The organism is Pseudomonas sp. CC11G (genome assembly GCF_056174845.1).
Genome location: NZ_JBWBZC010000007.1, coordinates 64,062 through 84,932, shown reverse-complemented (window position 1 = coordinate 84,932; position 20,871 = coordinate 64,062). Strand labels below are relative to the sequence as shown.

The 20,871-nt window shown below is 59.6% G+C and carries 22 protein-coding genes and 2 rRNA genes; 13 read left to right on the top strand and 11 right to left on the bottom strand.

Annotation, left to right across the window (positions count from 1 at the left end):
- The first annotated feature begins 148 nt into the window (after positions 1–148).
- From AC0V2S_RS11940 to AC0V2S_RS11925, 4 genes are all read left to right on the top strand, one after another.
- Positions 149–3,031 (top strand): 23S ribosomal RNA (locus AC0V2S_RS11940).
- Positions 3,032–3,172: 141 nt separating this feature from the next.
- A 5S ribosomal RNA gene (gene rrf / locus AC0V2S_RS11935) occupies positions 3,173–3,288 on the top strand.
- Positions 3,289–3,587: 299 nt separating this feature from the next.
- Positions 3,588–4,664 (top strand): bifunctional DNA-binding transcriptional regulator/O6-methylguanine-DNA methyltransferase Ada, encoded by a 1,077-nt coding sequence (gene ada, locus AC0V2S_RS11930; protein ID WP_475509929.1) that lies wholly within the window; start codon positions 3,588–3,590, stop codon positions 4,662–4,664.
- Positions 4,665–4,873: 209 nt separating this feature from the next.
- Positions 4,874–5,272, top strand: a complete 399-nt coding sequence (locus AC0V2S_RS11925; protein WP_475509928.1) for a phage infection protein — start codon at positions 4,874–4,876, stop codon at positions 5,270–5,272.
- Between the two features lie 64 nt (positions 5,273–5,336).
- Here AC0V2S_RS11925 and AC0V2S_RS11920 read toward each other — a convergent pair whose 3' ends face one another.
- The gene (locus tag AC0V2S_RS11920; protein WP_475509927.1) at positions 5,337–6,197 is read right to left on the bottom strand and encodes a LysR family transcriptional regulator; all 861 of its coding nucleotides are present in this window, start codon (positions 6,195–6,197) and stop codon (positions 5,337–5,339) included.
- Between the two features lie 125 nt (positions 6,198–6,322).
- Between AC0V2S_RS11920 and AC0V2S_RS11915 the strand changes: the two genes are divergently transcribed.
- Together AC0V2S_RS11915 and AC0V2S_RS11910 are read left to right on the top strand one after the other, a co-directional pair.
- Positions 6,323–6,748, top strand: coding sequence for a VOC family protein (locus AC0V2S_RS11915; protein ID WP_475509926.1), 426 nt, complete (start codon positions 6,323–6,325; stop codon positions 6,746–6,748).
- 59 nt (positions 6,749–6,807) lie between these two features.
- Positions 6,808–7,338: a hypothetical protein gene (locus AC0V2S_RS11910; RefSeq protein ID WP_475509925.1), complete on the top strand. Its 531-nt coding sequence runs from the start codon at positions 6,808–6,810 to the stop codon at positions 7,336–7,338.
- A 91-nt stretch (positions 7,339–7,429) separates the two neighbouring features.
- On the opposite strand, the gene AC0V2S_RS11905 is transcribed toward AC0V2S_RS11910, so the two are convergent.
- Genes AC0V2S_RS11905 through ureE form a run of 4 tightly spaced genes read right to left on the bottom strand, consistent with a single transcriptional unit; the run spans position 7,430 to position 9,875 of the window.
- Complete coding sequence (locus AC0V2S_RS11905; protein WP_475509924.1) at positions 7,430–8,002, bottom strand: HupE/UreJ family protein; 573 nt, start codon at positions 8,000–8,002, stop codon at positions 7,430–7,432.
- A gap of 30 nt (positions 8,003–8,032) precedes the next feature.
- Positions 8,033–8,647: an urease accessory protein UreG gene (gene ureG, locus AC0V2S_RS11900; protein WP_475509923.1), complete on the bottom strand. Its 615-nt coding sequence runs from the start codon at positions 8,645–8,647 to the stop codon at positions 8,033–8,035.
- Between the two features lie 29 nt (positions 8,648–8,676).
- Positions 8,677–9,351 carry an urease accessory protein UreF gene (locus AC0V2S_RS11895; protein WP_475509931.1) on the bottom strand — a complete coding sequence of 225 codons (675 nt, stop codon included), beginning with the start codon at positions 9,349–9,351 and terminating at the stop codon, positions 8,677–8,679.
- A gap of 23 nt (positions 9,352–9,374) precedes the next feature.
- Positions 9,375–9,875, bottom strand: coding sequence for an urease accessory protein UreE (ureE, locus tag AC0V2S_RS11890; protein ID WP_475509922.1), 501 nt, complete (start codon positions 9,873–9,875; stop codon positions 9,375–9,377).
- Positions 9,876–10,316: 441 nt separating this feature from the next.
- Between ureE and AC0V2S_RS11885 the strand changes: the two genes are divergently transcribed.
- From AC0V2S_RS11885 to AC0V2S_RS11870, 4 genes are all read left to right on the top strand, one after another.
- A complete protein-coding gene (locus tag AC0V2S_RS11885) occupies positions 10,317–11,180 on the top strand; it encodes an isocitrate lyase/PEP mutase family protein (protein ID WP_475509921.1) in 864 nt (287 codons plus the stop codon).
- Positions 11,181–11,279: 99 nt separating this feature from the next.
- Positions 11,280–11,546, top strand: a complete 267-nt coding sequence (locus tag AC0V2S_RS11880; protein ID WP_475509920.1) for a DksA/TraR family C4-type zinc finger protein — start codon at positions 11,280–11,282, stop codon at positions 11,544–11,546.
- A gap of 157 nt (positions 11,547–11,703) precedes the next feature.
- Positions 11,704–12,627: a DnaJ C-terminal domain-containing protein gene (locus tag AC0V2S_RS11875; RefSeq protein ID WP_475509919.1), complete on the top strand. Its 924-nt coding sequence runs from the start codon at positions 11,704–11,706 to the stop codon at positions 12,625–12,627.
- Positions 12,624–12,923 (top strand): chaperone modulator CbpM, encoded by a 300-nt coding sequence (locus AC0V2S_RS11870; RefSeq protein WP_475509918.1) that lies wholly within the window; start codon positions 12,624–12,626, stop codon positions 12,921–12,923. Before AC0V2S_RS11875 ends, AC0V2S_RS11870 begins: the two co-directional genes overlap by 4 nt.
- Before the next feature lie 9 nt (positions 12,924–12,932).
- Here AC0V2S_RS11870 and AC0V2S_RS11865 read toward each other — a convergent pair whose 3' ends face one another.
- Complete coding sequence (locus tag AC0V2S_RS11865) at positions 12,933–13,655, bottom strand: TorF family putative porin (RefSeq protein ID WP_475509917.1); 723 nt, start codon at positions 13,653–13,655, stop codon at positions 12,933–12,935.
- A 364-nt stretch (positions 13,656–14,019) separates the two neighbouring features.
- On the opposite strand from AC0V2S_RS11865, the gene AC0V2S_RS11860 reads away from it, so the two are divergent.
- Complete coding sequence (locus tag AC0V2S_RS11860) at positions 14,020–14,919, top strand: AEC family transporter (RefSeq protein WP_475509916.1); 900 nt, start codon at positions 14,020–14,022, stop codon at positions 14,917–14,919.
- A 60-nt stretch (positions 14,920–14,979) separates the two neighbouring features.
- Here the strand turns inward: AC0V2S_RS11860 and AC0V2S_RS11855 are convergent, their stop codons facing one another.
- The 4 genes from AC0V2S_RS11855 to AC0V2S_RS11840 form a co-directional block, all read right to left on the bottom strand.
- On the bottom strand, positions 14,980–16,098 hold the full coding sequence (locus AC0V2S_RS11855) for a sensor histidine kinase (RefSeq protein WP_475509915.1): 1,119 nt from the start codon (positions 16,096–16,098) through the stop codon (positions 14,980–14,982).
- 87 nt (positions 16,099–16,185) lie between these two features.
- Entirely contained in the window at positions 16,186–16,716 is a 531-nt protein-coding gene (locus AC0V2S_RS11850) for a hypothetical protein (RefSeq protein WP_475509914.1), read from the bottom strand.
- A gap of 111 nt (positions 16,717–16,827) precedes the next feature.
- Complete coding sequence (gene ypfJ / locus AC0V2S_RS11845; RefSeq protein ID WP_475509913.1) at positions 16,828–17,712, bottom strand: KPN_02809 family neutral zinc metallopeptidase; 885 nt, start codon at positions 17,710–17,712, stop codon at positions 16,828–16,830.
- Positions 17,713–17,788: 76 nt separating this feature from the next.
- Positions 17,789–18,223, bottom strand: a complete 435-nt coding sequence (locus AC0V2S_RS11840) for a DUF411 domain-containing protein (RefSeq protein ID WP_475509912.1) — start codon at positions 18,221–18,223, stop codon at positions 17,789–17,791.
- Positions 18,224–18,353: 130 nt separating this feature from the next.
- Here AC0V2S_RS11840 and AC0V2S_RS11835 point away from each other — a divergent pair, with 130 nt between their 5' ends.
- Positions 18,354–18,740 (top strand): DUF4345 family protein, encoded by a 387-nt coding sequence (locus AC0V2S_RS11835; RefSeq protein ID WP_475509911.1) that lies wholly within the window; start codon positions 18,354–18,356, stop codon positions 18,738–18,740.
- 1 nt (position 18,741) lies between these two features.
- Here AC0V2S_RS11835 and AC0V2S_RS11830 read toward each other — a convergent pair whose 3' ends face one another.
- Positions 18,742–19,263, bottom strand: coding sequence for a DUF4136 domain-containing protein (locus tag AC0V2S_RS11830; RefSeq protein ID WP_475509910.1), 522 nt, complete (start codon positions 19,261–19,263; stop codon positions 18,742–18,744).
- Positions 19,264–19,398: 135 nt separating this feature from the next.
- On the opposite strand from AC0V2S_RS11830, the gene AC0V2S_RS11825 reads away from it, so the two are divergent.
- A complete protein-coding gene (locus AC0V2S_RS11825; protein ID WP_475509909.1) occupies positions 19,399–20,835 on the top strand; it encodes a methyl-accepting chemotaxis protein in 1,437 nt (478 codons plus the stop codon).
- Positions 20,836–20,871 lie beyond the last annotated feature (36 nt).

Genomic DNA, 20,871 nt, shown 5'->3' with positions numbered 1-20,871 from the left:
TGATAGAAAGATAGACTGGATAGCACTTTCACTGGTGTTTATTTCCAGGCTAAGGTAAAATTTGTGAGTTCTCTTGAGAGATCAAGAGTATTTCGAATTTTCGGCGAATGTCGTCTTCATAGTATAACCAGATTGCTTGGGGTTATATGGTCAAGTGAAGAAGCGCATACGGTGGGATGCCTTGGCAGTCAGAGGCGATGAAAGACGTGGTAGCCTGCGAAAAGCTTCGGGGAGTCGGCAAACAGACTTTGATCCGGAGATGTCTGAATGGGGGAACCCACTTAACATAAGTTAAGTATCTTGCACTGAATACATAGGTGTAAGAAGCGAACCAGGGGAACTGAAACATCTAAGTACCCTGAGGAAAAGAAATCAACCGAGATTCCCTTAGTAGTGGCGAGCGAACGGGGACTAGCCCTTAAGTTGATTTGAGATTAGCGGAACGCTCTGGAAAGTGCGGCCATAGTGGGTGATAGCCCTGTACGCGAAAATCTCTTATCAATGAAATCGAGTAGGACGGAGCACGAGAAACTTTGTCTGAATATGGGGGGACCATCCTCCAAGGCTAAATACTACTGACTGACCGATAGTGAACTAGTACCGTGAGGGAAGGCGAAAAGAACCCGGAGAGGGGAGTGAAATAGATCCTGAAACCGTATGCGTACAAGCAGTGGGAGCCCACTTTTTGGGTGACTGCGTACCTTTTGTATAATGGGTCAGCGACTTATATTCAGTGGCGAGCTTAACCGAATAGGGAGGCGTAGCGAAAGCGAGTCTTAATAGGGCGTTTAGTCGCTGGGTATAGACCCGAAACCGGGCGATCTATCCATGGGCAGGTTGAAGGTTGGGTAACACTAACTGGAGGACCGAACCGACTACCGTTGAAAAGTTAGCGGATGACCTGTGGATCGGAGTGAAAGGCTAATCAAGCTCGGAGATAGCTGGTTCTCCTCGAAAGCTATTTAGGTAGCGCCTCGTGTATCACTGTTGGGGTAGAGCACTGTTTCGGCTAGGGGGTCATCCCGACTTACCAAACCGATGCAAACTCCGAATACCAACAAGTGCGAGCACGGGAGACACACGGCGGGTGCTAACGTCCGTCGTGAAAAGGGAAACAACCCAGACCGTCAGCTAAGGTCCCAAAGTCATGGTTAAGTGGGAAACGATGTGGGAAGGCTTAGACAGCTAGGAGGTTGGCTTAGAAGCAGCCACCCTTTAAAGAAAGCGTAATAGCTCACTAGTCGAGTCGGCCTGCGCGGAAGATGTAACGGGGCTCAAACCATGCACCGAAGCTACGGGTATCACTTAGGTGATGCGGTAGAGGAGCGTTCTGTAAGCCTGTGAAGGTGAGTTGAGAGCTTGCTGGAGGTATCAGAAGTGCGAATGCTGACATGAGTAACGACAATGGGTGTGAAAAACACCCACGCCGAAAGACCAAGGTTTCCTGCGCAACGTTAATCGACGCAGGGTAGTCGGTCCCTAAGGCGAGGCTGAAAAGCGTAGTCGATGGAAAACAGGTTAATATTCCTGTACTTCTAGTTATTGCGATGGGGGGACGGAGAAGGCTAGGCCAGCTTGGCGTTGGTTGTCCAAGTTTAAGGTTGTAGGCTGACTGCTTAGGTAAATCCGGGCGGTTAAGGCTGAGAACTGATGACGAGTGCTCATTAGAGCGCGAAGTGGTTGATGCCATGCTTCCAAGAAAAGCCTCTAAGCTTCAGATAACTAGGAACCGTACCCCAAACCGACACAGGTGGTTGGGTAGAGAATACCAAGGCGCTTGAGAGAACTCGGGTGAAGGAACTAGGCAAAATGGCACCGTAACTTCGGGAGAAGGTGCGCCGGTGAGGGTGAAGCATTTACTGCGTAAGCCCATGCCGGTCGAAGATACCAGGCCGCTGCGACTGTTTATTAAAAACACAGCACTCTGCAAACACGAAAGTGGACGTATAGGGTGTGACGCCTGCCCGGTGCCGGAAGGTTAATTGATGGGGTTAGCTAACGCGAAGCTCTTGATCGAAGCCCCGGTAAACGGCGGCCGTAACTATAACGGTCCTAAGGTAGCGAAATTCCTTGTCGGGTAAGTTCCGACCTGCACGAATGGCGTAACGATGGCGGCGCTGTCTCCACCCGAGACTCAGTGAAATTGAAATCGCTGTGAAGATGCAGTGTATCCGCGGCTAGACGGAAAGACCCCGTGAACCTTTACTATAGCTTTGCACTGGACTTTGAATTTGCTTGTGTAGGATAGGTGGGAGGCTTTGAAGCGAGGACGCCAGTTCTTGTGGAGCCAATCTTGAAATACCACCCTGGCAACTTTGAGGTTCTAACTCTGGTCCGTTATCCGGATCGAGGACAGTGTATGGTGGGTAGTTTGACTGGGGCGGTCTCCTCCTAAAGAGTAACGGAGGAGTACGAAGGTGCGCTCAGACCGGTCGGAAATCGGTCGTAGAGTATAAAGGCAAAAGCGCGCTTGACTGCGAGACAGACACGTCGAGCAGGTACGAAAGTAGGTCTTAGTGATCCGGTGGTTCTGTATGGAAGGGCCATCGCTCAACGGATAAAAGGTACTCCGGGGATAACAGGCTGATACCGCCCAAGAGTTCATATCGACGGCGGTGTTTGGCACCTCGATGTCGGCTCATCACATCCTGGGGCTGAAGCCGGTCCCAAGGGTATGGCTGTTCGCCATTTAAAGTGGTACGCGAGCTGGTTTAGAACGTCGTGAGACAGTTCGGTCCCTATCTGCCGTGGACGTTTGAGATTTGAGAGGGGCTGCTCCTAGTACGAGAGGACCGGAGTGGACGAACCTCTGGTGTTCCGGTTGTCACGCCAGTGGCATCGCCGGGTAGCTATGTTCGGAATAGATAACCGCTGAAAGCATCTAAGCGGGAAACTAGCCTCAAGATGAGATCTCACTGGGACCTTGAGTCCCCTGAAGGGCCGTCGAAGACTACGACGTTGATAGGTGGGGTGTGTAAGCGTTGTGAGGCGTTGAGCTAACCCATACTAATTGCCCGTGAGGCTTGACCATATAACACCCAAGCAATTTGCTTAATCGCAGATTGACGGTGTGAAGACGAAAGAACCGAAAATTCGCAACACACAAATTACCGAATCTGAAAAACACATACCCAATTTGGAGTAACGCGTAAGCGAGACTCCACCCGAATTGCTTGACGACCATAGAGCATTGGAACCACCTGATCCCATCCCGAACTCAGTAGTGAAACGATGCATCGCCGATGGTAGTGTGGAGTTTCTCCATGTGAGAGTAGGTCATCGTCAAGCTTAAATTCCAAACCCCTCATTCGCGCAAGCGAGTGGGGGTTTGTTTTTGCGCCGAGAAAAGTCAGCGCGCCGACGCCAGCTGCACTTAGCCAATACCAACGCGACAAAGGCTTCATGCAATAGCATGTGTGTGGCTAGCCCTGGCGCCACCAAACAATCAAAGAGTCACGGCTAGGGCATCAAGCCTCTGAGCGCGAGACGCCAGCGCATTGAGTGGGGGATTTGAAAGCAAGATGTGGCAAGTAAGGCGTTGAATCAGCTGTTACCGTAAAGCCAGTTCTCACTTTCGAGTTAGACCGATGACGTCTTTGCCCACCAAGCAAGCGCGCGCTGCGCAAACGCTTAATGACCCACGTTGGTCTGCCATCCAGGCTCGCGACAATGCGCTCGATGGCCAATTCGTCTACTCAGTGAAAACCACTGGCGTCTATTGCCGCCCTTCGTGTTCGGCTCGTCAGGCGCTACCCGAAAATGTGCAGTTCCACGGCAGCTGTGAAGCCGCCGAAGACGCTGGTTTCCGCCCGTGCTTGCGGTGCAAGCCCCATCAGGCTTCTTTAGCGCAAGAGCATCAACTGCTGGTCGAGCAAGCCTGTCGCTTGATAGCAGAGGCCGAAACGCCGCCCTCCCTGGACGAACTCGCCGCGCAAGTCGGCCTAAGCTCATATCACTTCCACCGCCTGTTCAAATCCATCACCGGTGTCACGCCCAAAGGCTATGCCGACGCCCAGCGCGCTGCCCGCGTGCGTAGCAATCTGCAGCAAGGTGAGACAGTCACCGATGCCCTTTACGAAGCAGGCTTCAACTCCAGCGGCCGGTTCTACACGGTAGCGGACAAGCTGCTCGGCATGACCCCGAAGGCCTACAAAGAAGGCGGCTCTAACGTGCGTATCCACTATGCAATTGGCCGCTGTTCACTGGGTGAACTCCTGGTAGCCCGCAGTGATCGAGGAATCTGCGCGATTCTCTTTGGCGAAAACCCTGAGGAGCTGGAAAGCGATCTCCTGCGACGTTTCCCACGTGCAACTCTGGAGCTAGGTGATCTCGAATTCACCCAAACACTCAGCGAAGTCATCGTCTTTGTCGAAGCTCCGGCCAAAGGGCTGGACCTCCCGTTGGATATCCGCGGCACCGCCTTTCAGCAGCGCGTATGGCAAGCCTTGCAATCCATTCCAGCCGGACAAACTGCCAGTTACCGCGACGTTGCCGAGCGAATAGGTTCACCTAAGGCGGTGCGTGCTGTAGCCAGTGCGTGTGCTGCCAATGCATTGGCGGTGGTTGTGCCTTGTCACCGCGTTGTGCGAAATGACGGCGGGCTTTCGGGCTATCGATGGGGTGTGGAGCGCAAGCGTGTTTTGCTAGAAAAAGAGGCGAAATAGCCGAGGCGGGCGCTATTTGAGGGCGTTTCTTACGCGCCAAAAATGCTTTCGTTGTGTGATTGGTTGGCGTAAATAGCTGATTTAATTAAACTTATTTAGCAATCATTCGTATCGATGGTTACTATCGCGTCCTTTCACTTCTGCCAGAAATCTCAGTGAGTACCATAGGCTCCGTACCCACTTACCAGCCCCCCGCAAGGAGCCCACAAATGAAAAGCCAAGTATTCGCCAGCCTCATCCTGGCCAGCCTGTCCGCCAGTGTATTCGCTCTTCCTTCTGACCAGCCACAATTCACTTTTGACGCTGTAGTAGGTCATTCCGCCATGGTCGCTGAAGGTGGTGCAGACCGCGCCGCAGCCAACCGCGTAGCCGAAGGTGGTGCAGACCGTACCGCAGCCAACCGCGTAGCTGAAGGTGGTGCAGACCGTACCGGCGCCAACCGTGTAGCTGAAGGCGGTGCAGACCGTACCGGAGCCAACCGCGTAGCCGAAGGCGGTGCAGATCGTACCGGCGCCAACCGCGTAGCCGAAGGTGGTGCAGATCGTACCGGCGCTAACCGCGTAGCTGAAGGTGGCGCTGATCGTACCGGTGCCAACCGTGTGGCTTGATGGTCCGCGTTACCTCACCTGAAAAGCCCGGCCAACTCAGCCGGGTTTTTTTATGGGCTGTGGTTTAGTCCGATTGAATGCAGTCGCTGAACAGCTGGTGAATTGGCAAATTGCGTTGGCTATGCCGCAGCAACAAAATCAGCTCCCGGTAAAAAGTCAGCTCCCCCAATTCAATGATTCGCACCTTGGCGCCCAACTCCAGCCACAGCCCGGCCAGCGGAATCAATGAAACCCCGAGCCCGCACTCCACCATCTTCACAATCCCATCCAGCTCGTCCAACTCCAGTGCCACCTGCACATCCAGGCGTTGTTCGCGCAAGAAGCGGCTAACCAGGCGCCCGCCAAACGAGGTCCGGTCGTAACGCACCAGCGGCTGCTCACGCAGAATCTCCAGCGGGTCGCTGCCCTCCATCTCCTGCGGCACTACTAATACAAACCGCTCCTGGCGAAGCACCTGAGTGTGCAGCTCCTTGGGTAGCGGGAAGGGCGGTCGAATCAGAATGGCGACATCCACTTCGCCAGCATCCACAAGGCTGAGCAGATTCAGCGAAACGCCTGGCACCAACTTAGGCTCTACTCGCGGTGCGGCCTGGCGTAAGCGCAGCAAGGCCGCCGGCAGCAAACCTGTCTGCACGCTGGCAATGGCGCCAATGCGCAGTTCGCCGCTGCATTCGCCGGGCTCTTCCACAGTGGCCATGCGGCTGAACAGTTCGAGCATCTCGTTTGCCATCGGCAGCGCGCGCTTACCGGCCGCATTGAGGATGGCCTGGCGCCCGGTGCGATCGAACAGTTGCTGGTTCAGCGCCCGCTCAAGGTTGCGCATCTGCGCGCTGACGGCCGATTGCGTCAGGCCGATATGCATCCCGGCTGCGGCAAAGGTGCCGTGCCGCGCCACGGCGATAAAGGTCTTCAGTTCGCGCAGCATCGCGTTGCCTTATTTGATCGAAATAATTTGTGCTCGGCGCAAAAAATACCGACTTTTAATTAATAACTACAGGGCTAGACTCACTCGCGAGCAGTTATTTTCACGTCTGTTTCGAGGCACACCGCATGAGTCTTTCCCCGTTCCACTTGGCTATTCCCGTGTTCGATCTGCCCGCCGCGCGGCAGTTTTATGGTGAAACTTTTGGTCTGGCTGAGGGCCGCTCCAGCGAAAAATGGGTCGACTTCAATTTCTTCGGCCATCAACTGGTCATCCACGAACACCCGAAAACCTCGACGCAAGAAAGCGTCATGACCAACGAAGTGGACGGCCACGACGTACCCGTGCCGCATTTCGGCGTGGTACTGGGTTGGGCCGAATGGGAGCAGTTGGCCAAGCGCCTGGAGGACAAAGGCCTGATGTTTGTCATCGAGCCGCACATTCGTTTTCAGGGCCAGGTGGGCGAGCAGGCCACCATGTTTCTCTACGACCCCTGCGGCAATGCGCTGGAGTTCAAGGCCTTCAAGGACATAAGCCAGCTGTTCGCCAAATAGCCGGGCAGGCGCCTTCGCGATATCCTTGGCGCCCTTAAAAACAGCCAGGACCCGCGCCCATGAAAGAGCAACTCGTAGAACTGATCAGCAAAATAAGTTCGGGGTGCATGGGCGCCGAGGAAATCGACAAGATCGCCGACGAAGCGGCGCAAGCCTACGCTGATCCGGCTGCCTTTCTGGCGGCCAATCCCGATATCAACTACGACGATACGTTCCCCATCCCACTCGGTGAGTGGGTGGTGGTCGGCAGCCTGCCGGAAACCGTCCTGTTCCAGGCCGACTCCTACGCCGACTTGCTGCAACAAATCATCGACTCCTTCGGCAAAGAAGTGACCTTCAATATCAAACCTAAGCAGCTCCTGAAGACCGAGCCGCTGACGGCGATGAACCGCATTCAGGTGCAACTCAGCGCGCTGAGTCCGGAAACCAAAGGGTATGTGCTGATGGACTTCAGCCAGCCGCTGGACGATGAGATGCAGGCGGTGCTGGTGTACACCACTGATCTGGAGCGCGTGTTGGAGTTGAGTGCTGCGGTGGGAATTGCTGCGGCAGGTTCTTACGAGGCATTGCGCGTCGCGGTGCACGTTTAAGCGGTGCTTGCTTCATCGAGGCTGAAGCCTCCCACAAGGAATTGCGCTTTCTTGTGGGAGAGGCTTTAGCCTCGATAGGCCTTAACTTGATTTAGCCCACCAACAACCACGCCCCAGCGCCAGCCGACAGCAACCCCGCCATCCGCACCAACGGCGCAGCGGCAGTCGGCAACCCGCGCACCATCGCATAACCCACTGCATGCAGTGCGGCGGTCGCGGCCACAAAGCCCGCGGCATAGCCCCAAGGGCTGGCCACTTCGGGCAATTCCAAGCCATGCGCCACGCCATGGGCCAGCGCGAAGAGCGCCGTCAGGCCAACGGCAACGGCAACCGGCGGACGTACCGCCACAGCCACCAGCAGACCCAACGCCAATACAGACGCCGCAATCCCTGTTTCCATAAACGGCAATTGCAGCCCTTCAAAACCCAATACGCCGCCCAGCAGCATGGTGCCTACGAATGTCAGCGGCAGCGCCCAACGTGCCGCGCCTTTTTGTTGTGCTGCCCACAGGCCAACGGCGAGCATGGCCAGCAGATGGTCCATGCCGGTAACCGGGTGGGCGATGCCGGCGAGCAGGCCGGACGAATCGTGCCCAGGGTGAGCGAATGCCACCGCCGGAGAGAGAAACAGCGCCAGGCTGAACAAGGCTTTACGCAGATTCATAAAAGCTCCTTTGTTGTGCGTAGGTAGAAATCAGGCTGCAGTCAGCAGGCCCTGCTTTTCGATAAAGGCGATGATTTCGTCGAGGCCCTGGCCGACTTTCTGGTTGCTGAACACGAATGGCTTGTCGCCGCGCATCTTCTTCGTGTCGCGTTCCATCACCTCCAGGGAGGCACCTACCATCGGCGCCAGGTCGACCTTGTTGATCACCAGCAGGTCCGACTTGCAGATGCCCGGGCCGCCCTTGCGCGGCAGCTTGTCGCCGGCCGACACGTCGATCACGTACAGGGTCAGGTCAGACAATTCCGGGCTGAAGGTGGCCGAGAGGTTGTCGCCACCGGACTCTACAATGATCAAATCCAGACCCGGAAAGCGGCGGTTGAGCTGGTCAACGGCTTCCAGGTTGATCGAGGCATCTTCGCGGATTGCCGTGTGCGGGCAGCCACCGGTTTCCACACCAATGATGCGTTCCGGCGCCAGGGCTTCGTTGCGCACCAGAAACTGGGCGTCTTCCTGGGTGTAGATATCGTTGGTGACCACGGCCAGGTTGTAGCGGTTGCGCAGGGCCAGGCACAGGGCCAGGGTCAGGGCGGTTTTGCCGGAGCCCACCGGGCCACCGATACCGACACGCAGAGGTTGGCTGTTCATCGTTGCAGATTCCTTGTGGTGTTCAGTGTTCAAGAGCGAAACAGGCGGCTGTACTGGCGCTCGTGCGCCATGCTGGCCAAGGCCAGGCCAAAGGCGGCGCTGCCCCAGTGTTCGGGTGTGCTGTGCAGGGCGTCGTGCTGGGCTTGCTGCAACAGCGGTAGTAACTGCGAGGTCAGGCGTTGGGCGGCTTGCTGGCCCAGCGGCAGGGTTTTCATCAACACCGCCAGTTGGTTCTCCAGCCATCCCCAGAGCCAGGCGGCGAGGGCGTCGTGCGGGGTGATCTGCCACGCACGCGCGGCCAATGCCCACATCACCGCCAGACCCGGCTCGGGTTGCCCGGCGAGAAAGGTGCGGGCTTCTTCATCCAGCTCCGGCAAACCTTCCAGCAATTGCTTGAGCGAATAACCCATTTGCCGGCTTTCCTGCTGCAGTTCGCGGGTTTCGCGACTGGCGCGGTGTTGCTCGCACAGTTGGGCAAGGGCCGGCCAATCGCCGCCTACTGCGGCGTTGCAATGGGCGAGCAACAGCGGCGCCTCAAAGCGGGCAAGGTTCAGCAACAGTTGATCGGCAATCCAGCGCTGCGCGCTATCGGGGTCGCAGACCTGCTCGCGCTCCACCGCCATCTCCAACCCTTGCGAATAGCTGTAGCCGCCAATCGGCAGCTGCGGGCTGGCCAGGCGCATCAGCGCCCAGGCAGGATTCAGGCTAGAGAGAGAGGGACTGATGCTCACGTGCGCACGCCAAACTGGTGCAGGCGCGGCGCGTAGCTGAACTCTTCATCGCCGGCATGGGAGTGGTGGTGGCCGCCGCCATAGGCGCCTTGCTCGGGCTGGTACGGCGCATCGATCAACTCCACCGTGGCGCCTAATTGCTCCAGCATCGCCTGCAGAACGTAGTCTTCCGGCAAGCGCAGCCAGCCATCACCCAATTGCAGGGCAACGTGACGGTTGCCCAGGTGGTAAGCCGCGCGGGTGAGTTCGAAGGCATTGGCGCAGGTGACATGCAGCAGGCGTTCGGGGCTGGCGCTCACCCGCACCACGCGGCCGTCCTGCGCTTGCAGGCACTCGCCGTCATGCAGCGCCGGCTGGCCACGTTCCAGGAAAAGGCCGACGTCTTCACCGGCTACTGTGAAACAGCGCAGACGACTTTTGCTGCGCGCAGCAAAGCTCAAATGCAATTCGGCGTCCCAGCTCTCTTGTGGCTGGATACGGGAATGGATGACCAACATAACGGTGTACCGGCAGATTCAATAACGGGTGCAGAGCAAGTGCGGTGCCAAACCCGCGAATGCCCGTGGTGGGCGGGGTGGGGTAAAAACTGGGGCATTGGTCAGGTTTTATTTGGTGCGCGAGCGCGCATTGCGCACCGTTTTGGGGCTTTGGTCGGCGTTCGCGTTTTCGCAGGGATTCGCAGCACGACACGCCTGCACCGCTAAACCGTTGAATAGGATTTAGGCGTGCATGCAGAAAACCGTTGTTCCCGGTAGTGGCGATTTTTCGCCCCTACAGGCGACGAAAACGGCGTGATCTCGCCACTTTATGCCGACAACGTGCCGTTGAAAGGCTCTGGAAAGGGGCCGCGGGTTAACCTCGCATCGGGTACGTGTCTTGCTAAGGTATAAGTAATTACTGATACCATCTATAAAAAAACCGTTGTTGGAAAAATCCCTATGCCCAGAGCCTCTCACCATGCGCTGCGTGGCACCTTCCGTGCCTTGCTGTCCTCCGAATTCTGCTACCACACCGCGTCGGTCTTCGACCCGATGTCCGCCCGCATTGCCGGCGACCTGGGTTTTGAGGTCGGCATTCTTGGCGGCTCGGTCGCGTCCTTGCAGGTGTTGGCCGCCCCGGACTTCGCGCTGATCACCCTCAGCGAGTTCGTCGAGCAGGCCACCCGCATCGGCCGCGTCGCCAACCTGCCGGTGATCGCCGACGCCGACCACGGCTACGGCAACGCGCTGAACGTGATGCGCACCGTCAAGGAGCTGGAACGCGCCGGCGTCGCTGCGCTGACCCTGGAAGACACCCTGCTGCCGGCCCAATTCGGACGCAAATCCACCGACCTGATTCCAGTGGAAGAGGGCGTCGGCAAAATTCGCGCGGCCCTCGAAGCCCGCGTCGACGCCGAACTGGCGATCATTGCCCGCACCAACGCCGGCGTGCTGCCGGTGGATGAAGTAATCAGCCGCACCGTGGCCTACCAGAGCGCCGGTGCCGATGGCATCTGCATGGTCGGTATCACCGACTTCGAACATCTGGAACAGATCGCCCAGCACCTGACTGTGCCGATCATGCTGGTGACCTACGGCAACCCGTCGCTGCGTGACGACATCCGCCTGGCCAGTCTCGGCGTACGCATCGTGGTCGACGGCCACGCCGCCTATTTCGCCGCGATCAAAGCCACCTACGACTGCCTGCGCGAGCAACGCCAGGTGGTAGCCACCGACCTCAGCGCCTCGGAGCTGTCGCACAAATACACCCACCCCGAGGACTACCTGCTCTGGGCCAAAGAGTTTATGGAAGTGAAGGAATAACCCGGACCGTTCATACCCTCTCCCCTTGCCCGTGCTTGTAAAAAGCCGACCGCGCGCCCATATCTGTACCCAACGCAACATCTAACCGGGAGACAGACCATGGCCGGCGGTTGGGCAAGTGACGGAGCCGTACAAGAGCAGATCGACAGCAGCATCGAGGACGCCATCGCGCGTGCCCGTAGCCAGCTGCCCAAAGGCGAAAGCCTAAAACACTGCGAAGAATGCGACGCTGCCATCCCCGAAGCACGGCGCCAGGCCATCCCCGGCGTGCGTTTGTGTGTCCCTTGTCAGGCTGAGCATGACAAGGAAAACGCCGCCAACGCGGGCTATAACCGCCGTGGCAGCAAAGACAGCCAATTACGCTAAGCCCCACAGAGTGTGAAAACGTAGCGAGCGAAGGGAAAGCAAGGCGAAAGTCGATTCAAAAAGCGGAGTTGGCTGTAGCCAATGAGCATTTTTTAATTGGCTTTCAACGCCGCTTAACCGAGCGCAGTAGTTTTCACCCGCAGTGAAAGGAGGCTCGATGGATTTCAAGGACTACTACAAGATTTTGGGTGTGGAACCCACCGCGGACGAGAAGGCCATTAAAGCGGCCTACCGCAAACTCGCGCGCAAATATCACCCCGACGTGAGCAAGGAAAAAGACGCCGAAGTGCACTTCAAGGAAGTGGCCGAGGCCTACGAAGTGCTCAAGGACGCGGAAAAACGCGCCGAATTCGATGACCTGCGCAAATACGGTCAGCACGGCCGGCCGTTCGAGCACCCGCGCGGTCGGCAGCCGGGCGCCGGGGCTTTTACCGATGCCTATGGCGGCGACTACTCGGACTTCTTCGAATCGATCTTCCGCCGTGGCGGTGGCGCCGAAGAGGCCCGTAACCGTGCACGCAAGGGGCAGGATGTGGAAATGGAACTGCCAGTGTTTCTTGAGGAAACCCTGGACGGCGAGGCGAAGAAAATCTCTTTCCAGTTGCCTGGTGCCATGGGCCAGCCGGCGCAAAGCAAAAGCCTCAACGTGAAGATTCCGGTCGGCGTGGTCGACGGCGAACGTATCCGCCTCAAAGGCCAGGGCGGCCCCGGCATGGCTGGTGGGCCGGCGGGCGATCTGTACCTGAATATCCGCTTTGCGCCGCACCCGCTGTTCGACGTGCAAGGCAGCGATCTGGTCCTCACCGTGCCGCTGGCACCGTGGGAAGCGGCGCTAGGCACCAAGGTTGAAGCACCGACCCTGAGCGGCCGTATCACCCTGACTATTCCGGCCAACAGCCAGAGCGGCCAGCGCCTGCGCGTGAAAGGTCGCGGACTGGCTAACAAGGCCGGCGAGCGTGGCGACCTCTATGCTCAGCTGAAAGTCGTGATGCCCAAAACCACCAGCGACGATGCGCGCAAACTCTGGGAGAAACTGGCGCAGAAGGTCGACTTCGATCCCCGCAGCGAATGGAGCAAATGACTATGAGCGTCCCATTAGGCATGCAAGAGCTTTGTCAGACCGTGGCGATTCCCGCCGCCTTGCTGATTGAAATCGTCGAGCACGGGATCATCGACCCGACCGGTCGCGGGCCGGATAGCTGGGAGTTCGACCAGCATGCGCTCATCACCTGCCGACGCGCCGCGCGGTTGCAGCGTGAACTGGAACTGGAGTGGTCGGGCATCGCCCTGGCGCTGCAGCTGCTTGATGACCTGGAGCAAGTACGCCGCGAAAACCGCCAGCTGAAAAGTCAGCTGGGGCGGTTTGTCGGCGAATAAGCGCGGCGCTTAAAACAGCGAGCGCTCGGCCTTGAACATCACGTAGTCCTCGCAATAACCGTTGTGCCCGGAGTAGGCCACACACTGCTGGCCGCTAAGGCTGGAGCCGCTGTAGGAGAGGTTGAGTTTGATACCCTCCCAAGGCCGCGACAGGTTCAACGACCAATCATTGAACATGCGCACCGCGCGGCCATCGTCGTAGCTCACGGCGTCGTCCAGGGCGTGGTTGGCATATTTCATCGACAGGTTTATCGGCACCGTCGTCTGTAACGCCAAGTCCATCAGCAGGGTGCTGTCGGTGCGGCCTGGGGCCTGGCTGAAGGCGGCGCCGAAGCGGCTGTCGAGCAAGGTTAAGCCTGCGTAGTACTCGTTGCTGTCATTGGCGCTAAAGCCTGGGTGGCTGTAGCGGATCAGGCCCATTTCATAACCGAAGCGGTTGTTGAACGGGCGCTTGAAGCCGCTATAGGAGTCCAGCTCCAATTGGCTGTCACGGGCGATGCCCATGCTCGGCGACCACTGGCCCAGGTACCAGCCGCTGTCGTGGGTGAGGTCCAGGCCGCCTTGAAAGGTGCCGCTCTGGGCGGGCTGCACCAGACCCTGAGCCATGCTGCGGGTGGGGGTGGTGCCCAGTTGCAGGGCGTAATCGCCCAGTTCTCGCTGCAGTACCTGGCCTTGGGCAGCGGCGCAGGCAAAAACGCTCACGGCCAGCAGGCTGGCCTTCAGTTTGTTCATCACTTTCACTCCAGGTATAGAGGAGTGGCGTGCACGCTGGCAGGGGCGCTCGGCCAGTTGTGGCGACAGCGGTTGGCACGCGGTCGCAACCTGTTTTTCGAGCGTGCGGTCGGCCCTCTGTGGGGCGTTTTGTAGCGCTAAACCGCAAGCTAGAGCGGTCCGACTCTACGCCCCTGAGTTTTGGATGGACCGCCATTCGTCGATGCAGGGGAAAAAATCGACGGGCTGTCGAAAAGGCCACTACCTGCGCGCCAAGGCGCTGGCTAGACGCTATTAACACGCTAGCAGGGGTTGAAAGCGCTTCCGCGCATCGGCACGATGCTTGCCAAGCTAACGATCCAAAGCGCCTTTCTCTGGAGCGGTAATGTTTTCCCAGATTATTTCCACGTTGCTGCCGGTGTTTCTGATTACCGGCTGCGGCGCGCTGTACGGCCATTTCCGTAAACCGGATATGCGCGGCCTTAATACCCTGAACATGGAACTGCTGGTGCCGCTGCTGATTTTCGCGGTGCTGGCCGATAGCAAGGCCGCGCTGCAGGACTACACCAGCCTGGCGCTGGCCGGCGCGGTGATCGTGCTCGGTTCCGGCCTGCTGCTGTGGCCGGTCACACGGTTGCTCAAGCTGGACTGGCGCACCTTTCTGCCGCCGATGATGTTCAACAACACCGGCAACATGGGCCTCCCGCTGATGGTGCTGGCCTTCGGCGAAAAAGCGCTGCCGGCGGCGGTGGTGCTGTTTATCGTCGAAATGCTGCTGCACTTCACCGTCGGCCTGCGCATGCTCGACCCGGCCACGCCGGTGTGGCGCCTGTACCGCATTCCAGTGGTGCTGGCGACTATCGCCGGGCTCGCACTCAACCTCGCCGGCCTGCACCTGCCGCACTGGTTTCTCGAGTCGGCCAATATGCTCGGCACCACCTGCGTGCCGCTGATGCTGTTCGCACTGGGCGTGCGCATGCTCGATGTGGATTTCAGCGCCTGGAAAGTCGGCCTGCTTGGCGCTGTGGCGTGCCCACTGAGTGGGTTGATTCTGGCCTGGCCGCTGATTCAGCTGTTCGACCTGCAAGGCCTGCAACTGGCCTGCCTGTGGGTATTCGCCGCGCTACCGCCGGCGGTGCTCAACTACATGCTCGCTGAGCAATACCAACGAGCGCCGCACACCGTGGCCTCCCTGGTGCTGATCGGCAACCTGGGCAGCGCGGCGGTGATGCCGGTGGTGTTGGGCTTGCTGTTCTCGGCGGGGTATGGCGCGCCGGTGCCCTGACTGGGACCGTCACCCCGTTTGCCGTCATCCCCGCCTGCGCGGGGACGACGGTGGCGGGTCTTAATGCTTGGGCAACATCACCGTAAACGTCGTGCCATCCACATCGTTCGACACCACGTTCACCGTGCCGCCATGGGCAATCACCACCTCGTTCACGATAAACAACCCCAACCCCAGGCTGGTTTCCCCGGCGCGGTCGCTAGTGCTGCGTACCAGCGGGAAGAACAGGGTGGAAATGGCGCTTTCGGCAATCGGCTCGCCGTGGTTGTGCAGGGTCAGCGTCACGCTGTCCGGCTCGCCGGTCAGGCGCAAGGTGATGGGCAGGTTGCTGGCGCCGTGTTGCAGGGCGTTGCCGATCAGGTTTTGCAGCAACTGTTCGATGCGGCCCTGGTCCCACTCGCCTTCGGTTTCACCCATGGCCTCGAAGCGCAGGTCGCTTAGCGGCTGCCCCGCGCTGGCCTCGTCGATGGCGGCCTGACACAACACCGTCATGCTGATCGAGGTGCGCACAATCGGCAGGCTATTGCCTAGCCGGCTGCGCACGAATTCCAGCAGGTCGTTGACCATGCCAGCCATATGCCGCGTGCTGTTGCGGATGCGCTGCACATGGCTGCGGCCTTTTTCGTCCAGCCCCGGCCGGCCGGCGAGCAATTCGCTGGACATGCTCACCGCCTGCAACGGCGCACGCAGGTCGTGGCCGAGGATGGCGAGAAAGATATCGCGTGAGTGATTGACCTGTTCGGCATAGGCCGCCGTGGACTCGGCCAGCGCTTCGTCGATGGCTTCGTTAAAGCGGATCAAGTCGCGCATATGCACCAGTTCCATCTGCACCAGGCTGTCGGTCCACAGGCGGATCACGCTGGCGCGCAGGTGGCGAAATTCCGAGGTCATCTGCACCAGGTCAAACCCCACCTGATGGCGCAACTCGCCATGGCTGGCGGCGGCCACATCCAGGCTTGGGGTTTTTTCCGGACCTTCGCCCATGGCCTTGGCAGCCTGCTCCATGGGGGTTTGTACGGTGCTCATGTCGCGGGCCGCGGCCAACAGAATAGAGCGCGCGTGGTCGCGCAGTTCTACGCGGTTCATGCTGTCGGCCGCCGGGCGAATGGTCATGGCAAAGGCCTCCCACTCATCCACGATGCGGTCTACGGAGGCGACAATAAATTCAGCAAGACGCATGGTGCTTACACCTGGGAGGACAGCAACGATTAGGCATAGTAGTCGCTTTCGTTGCGCTGGCTAGCGCCGTTTTGCCGACGTGCTGGATCAGGGTTTCACTTCTGCCAGACGGTCATGGTCCAGCTGCATGGCAATGACCACGGCCTCGGTGGGAAAGTTGGGCGAGTCGTCCGCAGTATTGGCCAGCGCCGGCAGATTGAGGGTAATCACACCGGTTTTTTCATCGCGGCTGGCTGTGGCGTCGGTCAGCTCCTGAATCGCGCGGAAGTTATCGCCGCCAATCTGCAGCACGTCGATCAGGCGGTAATGGGCGTCGCCTTCTTCATTGGCATCGGGTTCGAACACGGCCAGGTACTGGTTGTAGCTGTTGCCCATGGAAAAGCCTTCCACGGTGAATACGGCCAGGGTCAGTTGCGAGCTTGGGCTGATGGTCAGCGTTTTGCTCATGGTTGCTTCCGGGTAGCCGGTGGCGAAGCTGTCGCGCAACACGGCCACCAGATGGTCGACCTGAGTCACCAGCTCTTTGGGCGGCGCATCGGCTTTTACTTCGGGGCCGCCTTCGGCAAGGGCGACGGAGCAAAACAGGGCCAGGGCGGCCGGCAGCGGGGCGATTTTCATACCTGAATATCCGCGTGGGGGAGAGGCGGCGGATGGTAGAGCATCGCGGCTGAAGCTGCGCCTACGGACCGCACAAACTTGTAGGGGGTTCAGCCGCGATAGCGGGATGGATTACAACGACGTCGCCTTGAACGTATCGCACCCACTTACCTTGCCACCCTCATACCCGGTCTTGAACCAGCGCACGCGCTGCTGCGACGTGCCGTGGGTAAAGGAGTCTGGCACCACCTGGCCGCGTGCCTGTTTCTGCAAACGGTCATCGCCGATGGCATTGGCGGCGTTCAGCGCTTCTTCCAGATCGCCGGCTTCCAGCCAGTTCAGCCGCTGCTGCGCATGAAAAGCCCACACGCCGGCCAGGCAATCGGCCTGCAGTTCCTGGCGTACCAGCAAGCCGTTGGCGCCTTCCATCTTGGCGCCAGCCTGGCGGGCGTTGTTCACCTTGGTCGAGATGCCCAACAGGGTTTGCACATGGTGGCCAACCTCGTGGGCGATCACATAGGCCTGGGCAAAGTCGCCGGCGGCGGAAAAGCGCTGAGCCATTTCCTTGAAGAAATCCAGGTCCAGGTACACCTGGTGATCGGCGGGGCAATAGAAGGGGCCGGTGGCCGAAGAAGCAAAGCCGCAGGCGGAATTTACGCCGCCACGGAACAGCACCAGCTTGGGTTGTTCGTACTGCTTGCCGGCCTGCTGGAAAATCGCGCCCCAGGTGTCTTCGGTATCGCCGAGTACGGCGCGGACGAACTCGGCCTGTTCATCATTGGCCGCGGGCGCATGGCCCTGTTGCTGAGTAGGGGCGGTGGAAATGCCGGCCTGGTTGGCCAACTGACCGAGGATCTGCATCGGGTCTTGCCCGGTGATCAGGCCGAATACCACGACAATCACCACAGCGCCCAGGCTCAGGCCTTTGCCGCCGCCGATGCGCATGCCACCACCGCCACCACCGCTGTCGCGGGCATCCACTACGTTGTCGCTGCGTCGGCCTTTTTTCCAAAGCATGGGGTGTTTCTCCTGATCCGTGGCGCTTGAGTGTTGCGGGTGCGGTCGACGCGCGCCAGGCCGGTGGTCTGTTAAATCACTTGCCGGCGTAGCGGGTCAGCTCCTGCTCGGTGCCGTCACGTTGCACACCGATCACAGCATAGGCATCGCTAACGCCGCCTTGTTCCATCCCTGGAGACCCCATCGGCATTCCGGGCACTGCCGCGCCGATCAAATCAGCGCGCTGGCGCAGTTTTAGAATGTCGGCCGCCGGTACATGGCCTTCGACGAACTTGCTGTCGATAACACCGGTATGGCAACTGCCCAGGTTGTGCGGCACGCCAAGGCGGGTTTTCACCGCGCTCATATCGGTTTCCACATGATCGGACACCTTGAAACCATTGTTCTGCAAATGGCTGATCCAGGCTTTGCAGCAGCCGCAATTGGCATCGCGGTACACATCGATGGCGATAGGCTCGGCGGCGTGCAGAGCCCCCACAAACAACAGTGGCAGAAGGGCTAAACGGCGCATGGGAATGACTCCAGAGGAAAAGTTGCGAAGGAGCATAGACCCAGCGGGCGGCGGGCCAACGTAGGCACCTGTTTACAAATATGTCGGGACACCCAATTCTGCAGCCTTCTCCTGAGGCTGGAGCCTGACGATGCTGTTCGCACGAATCTTTCTGCTGGTGCAGGCGCTGGTATTGGGCGGTTTTGGCGTGGCCTATTTCACCTATCCACAGGAGATGGCCACCCTCACCGGCATGATTCTGGTGCAGACCTCGGCAGTCGTCGATGTACGCGCTTACTACGGCGCGCTGCAGCTGGGGCTGGCGGTGTTCCTGCTGTCCTCGGCACTGCGCCCGACGTTTATCCGCCCGGCGCTGAGCCTGCTCACCCTTCTGTTTGCCGCCTTGGCCCTGGGGCGCGCCGCCGGCCTGTATCTGGATGGCACCGTGGGGCAAACCTTCAACCTCTACGCCATGGCCTATGAAGGCACGTCGGCCTTGCTGGCCTATATCGGTTTTCGTCTGGTACGCGTCGGCTGATTCACGGCTTGCGCGGCGGGAAATCCTTCAGCAATTTCGCGACGCCCTGATCGAACGCCTCCTGGGTAAATTGCGGGTCGGTGAACTGGCGACTGATCTGCGCCTGGAACAACACACCCTGATCGCGGGTGTCGAGAATGCGCAGGGCCAGCACAGCGGTTTCGTCGTTGGTCATTTCGGTCTGGGTATAGATCGCGCCATTAGCGCCCATCACCGGCCGTAGCTCGATGCCCTCCTGGGGCGTGGTGCCCAGGGCGTAGATCACCTGCATATCGGCCCCGGTGTCCTGGCGCACATAACCCTTGGCTTCCAGCGCCCGTTGGGTGGCGGTGCTGAACCGTTCTTCAAGGTCCACCCGGTGGCCCTTGGTGCGCACCGGGGCAATCGTAAAACTGCGGTACAGCTGATTGGCCGCCTGCGGCTGGGGCTGGCTGATACGGCTGGTGGGCTGGTTGACGGCCGGGTTGTTACAGGCGCCAAGCAGCAGGGCGAAGAACAGGGGAAACATGTGACGCGCGCGCATGGGGTGGTCTCGCAAAGGGCCTTGCGCAAGCGTAGACGGCGCGCACCAAAAGGGGCCCGGTCTTTGGTTGAGGCTATCTAACTGGGCACTTTGCGCGAGGGTAGGGCGCTGCAGCCCAGTAAATCCGGCGCCAATATGGTGGCACTGTGCTTGCACGACTCTGGGCCTAACAGGGGGAATACAACTATGTTGCTAATGCGCACCAAGGCCCGTCGTGCCGAAGACGACGGTGCCCTGAGCTTGCTGGTGGACAACCTTGACCTGACCAGTCAACTGTCCGACTCGCAGCCCATCAACACCCGCCTCAACAGCTTCACCCGCGCGCTGCATCAGCGCCTGGGCGAGAGCCTGGCGGCGTCCGTGGATATCGCCGCCCATGCGCCTGAGCTGGCGCGAATCGCCAGCGAAACCGAAGCCAGCGGGCAAAGCCTGGCGCAAGCCTCGGAGCTGATTGCCAGCGCCAGCGAGGAAGTGAGCACAACCCTCGACAGCGAGCTGGTGCCCGGCGCCGCCCAGGTGGCCAAGCTGGCGGCCGAGGTGTCCGGCACCTTGCGCAGTTGCCAGCAGACCGGCGACGAAGTGCTGCGCCAGGTGGATGCCATCGACGCCAGCGAAACCCAGCTTGAAGGGGTGATTGCCCAGCTCGTTGGCCAACTGGAAGAAGTCAGCCAGGTGCTCGGGGTGATCGCCAGTATTTCCCAGCAGACCAACCTGCTGGCACTGAACGCTGCCATTGAAGCAGCGCGCGCCGGTGAACATGGTCGCGGCTTTGCCGTGGTGGCCGATGAAGTAAGGCGCCTGGCCGGGCACACCACCGAGGCCACCGGCAAAGTCAGCCAGATCATCGAACGCTTTCGTGACGGCATGGCCCAGCTCGGCACCGCCGGCCAGCATATGCACAGCGCCGTGGCCGATGGTCGCGACGGCATGACGCGCATGGGCGAAGACCTGCGCAACACCCGCGCGGCCATGGACCAACTCGACCAGCGCGTCGGCCATATCGCCGCCGGCACCGAACAGATCGGTATCGCCGTGCACGCCATCAATGGCGATGTGCAGAACATTGCCGGGGTGGCATCCGACCTGCTGAGCAAAGCCGGGCAAGTGCTCACCCATAGCCAGGCGGTGCGCACCAGCGGCGACAAGCTGCTCGATGGCCTGGGCGCGTTTCGGTTGCAGATTCACAAAGAGGTGCAGGCCAGTGTGGAGCGCTTGGCCATGGAGGCGGCGTTGCATGGCGACGTGGGGTGTGCAGAGGAATTTTTAAGCGACACGCTGCGGCGTGACCCGCGCTTCGAGCTGTTTTATCTGGTGAACAGCGACGGTACGCAGCTGAGTGAAAACGTGTTTGCCGCCGGCTTGGACAAGGGCGTGAGCTGCAAGGGCCGTAACTGGTCCCAGCGCCCGTGGTTCCGGGCGGTGGCAGAGCAGTTGAGCAGCCATATCACGCCGGTGTATCGCTCGTCGGCGACGGATGCGTTTTGCTTTACGGTTTCCGTGCCGGTGTTTACTGCCAGTGGGCAGTTGCAGCGGGTGTTGGGGGCGGATGTGCGGTTGTCGGCGTTGGTGTGAGTGCCTTGAGATTCTGGATCCCCGCCTTCGCGGGGA